The sequence below is a fragment of the Mesohalobacter halotolerans genome (assembly GCF_006120725.1).
GTDB lineage: Bacteria > Bacteroidota > Bacteroidia > Flavobacteriales > Flavobacteriaceae > Psychroflexus > Psychroflexus halotolerans.
The window spans coordinates 1-2,056 of the sequence record NZ_SWMU01000009.1; the positions used below are offsets into that span (position 1 = coordinate 1).

Sequence of the window (2,056 nt, forward strand, 5' to 3'; positions counted from 1 at the left end):
TGATGGAACTTTTACCTTAAACTTTAGTGATGGCAGTAGTTTTACTACAGCAGACCTCACTGGACCACAAGGAGCAACTGGTCCAACTGGACCGCAAGGACCGATTGGTAATCCTGGCAACGATGGCGTCGACGGTCAGGATGGTCAAGACGGTGTAGGTATTACTTCAACCACAGATAATAATGATGGAACTTTTACCTTAAACTTTAGTGATGGCTCTACTTTTACTACATCAGACCTCACTGGACCGCAAGGCGCTACAGGACCAACTGGCCCAACTGGACCGCAAGGACCAATTGGTATTCCTGGTAACGATGGTGTTGACGGCCAAGATGGTGAAGATGGTGTAGGCATTACTTCAACAACAGATAATAATGATGGTACATTTACCTTAAACTTTAGTGATGGCTCTACTTTTACTACAGCAGACCTCACTGGACCACAAGGCGCAACTGGTCCAACTGGACCGCAAGGACCGATAGGTAATCCTGGCAACGATGGCGTCGACGGTCAGGATGGTCAAGACGGTGTAGGTATTACTTCAACCACAGATAATAATGATGGAACTTTTACCTTAAACTTTAGTGATGGTACTAGTTTTACTACAGCAGACCTCACTGGACCACAGGGTCCAGCAGGAATAATTGAAAGCTTAACATCTGGGTCTATATTAGTAGGCGATACAGGAAATGCACCAACAGCAGTCTCATTGTCTGGTGATGCGACATTAGCCAATGACGGCGCTTTAACTATAAGCAATGGTGCCATTAATACAAGTAAGATACAAGACGCAAGCGTCACAGACGCTAAGCTAGACAAAAACAACATACCTTTAAGCGGGTTTGGAGCTGCACAAACAGATATTGATTTAGGTTCAAATAAAATCTTGTTTGCAAACGTGTATTCTTCTGAAAGTGATTTACCCTCCGCAAGTACTTATCACGGTATGTTTGCTCATGTGCATGGCACAGGTAAAGCCTATTATGCTCATGCTGGCAATTGGGTTGAAATAGCCAACAAAGGCGAATTAAACCTAGAGCAGGTATTAGCAGAAAATAACTCAGCCAACGACCAACAAATTAAAGATTTGGCAGACCCCACTGATGCACAAGATGCAGTAACTAAAGCTTATTTAGATAATACAACCTACACAAAAGCTGAATTATTCACACAAGATGAAGTAAATGCATTAATCAATGAAGCAAAAAATATGTTAAGAGCTGAGATAAAAGGTAAATCTTTAGGTTATCCAGAGGGTACAGTATATTGTAATAATCTCGTCACCGAAGTGGTAGATGTCACCAATCCCACGACAGGTAAAACCTGGATGGATAGAAATTTAGGGGCGAGCCAGGTGGCAACCAGCAGTACCGATGCAGCAGCTTATGGTGATCTATACCAATGGGGAAGAGGCGCTGATGGACATCAATGTAGAGACTCTGGAACTACTTCTACCCTGAGCAGCTCTGACCAGCCAGGTCATGGAGATTTTATTACCAATGGCAGTAATAATTTCGACTGGCGCAGCCCACAAAACGATAATTTGTGGCAGGGTGTAAATGGGGTGAACAATCCATGCCCAAGTGGCTATCGTCTGCCAACCGATGCAGAATTAGATGCTGAACGCGGGAGTTGGAGTAGCAACAGCAGCGCAGGAGCCTTTGCTTCCCCGCTTAAATTGCCCATGGCGGGCTACCGCCAATTATTCAATGCTTCGCTCTTCAGTGTCGGTACCAACGGCCGCTACTGGAGCAGTACGGTTGGCAGTACCGATTCGCGCTTCCTCTACTTCAGCAGCAGTGTTGCCGGCATGCCCAACTTCTACCGAGCGTACGGACTCTCTGTGCGTTGCCTCAAGGATTAACCCTGTGGAATACCGCAGGGCGGTAGCTGTGTAACAGCTATTCCACAGGGTTGACACTTTGATGCATTTGATTGATTTTTACACTGAGCGATAGCCGAAGTGTGACACTTTATCCTGCCATTCCGCTTTTTCAGCGGATGGCAGGATTTTATTACCGCGTAGTTTACCCTGTGCAAATGCTTTAGGGCGGTC

The 2,056-nt window shown here is 45.5% G+C and carries 1 pseudogene; it reads left to right on the top strand.

The features are described from left to right. Positions 1-1,864, top strand: a pseudogene (locus tag FCN74_RS11965) (FISUMP domain-containing protein); the annotation flags it as partial. Positions 1,865-2,056: the final 192 nt, after the last annotated feature.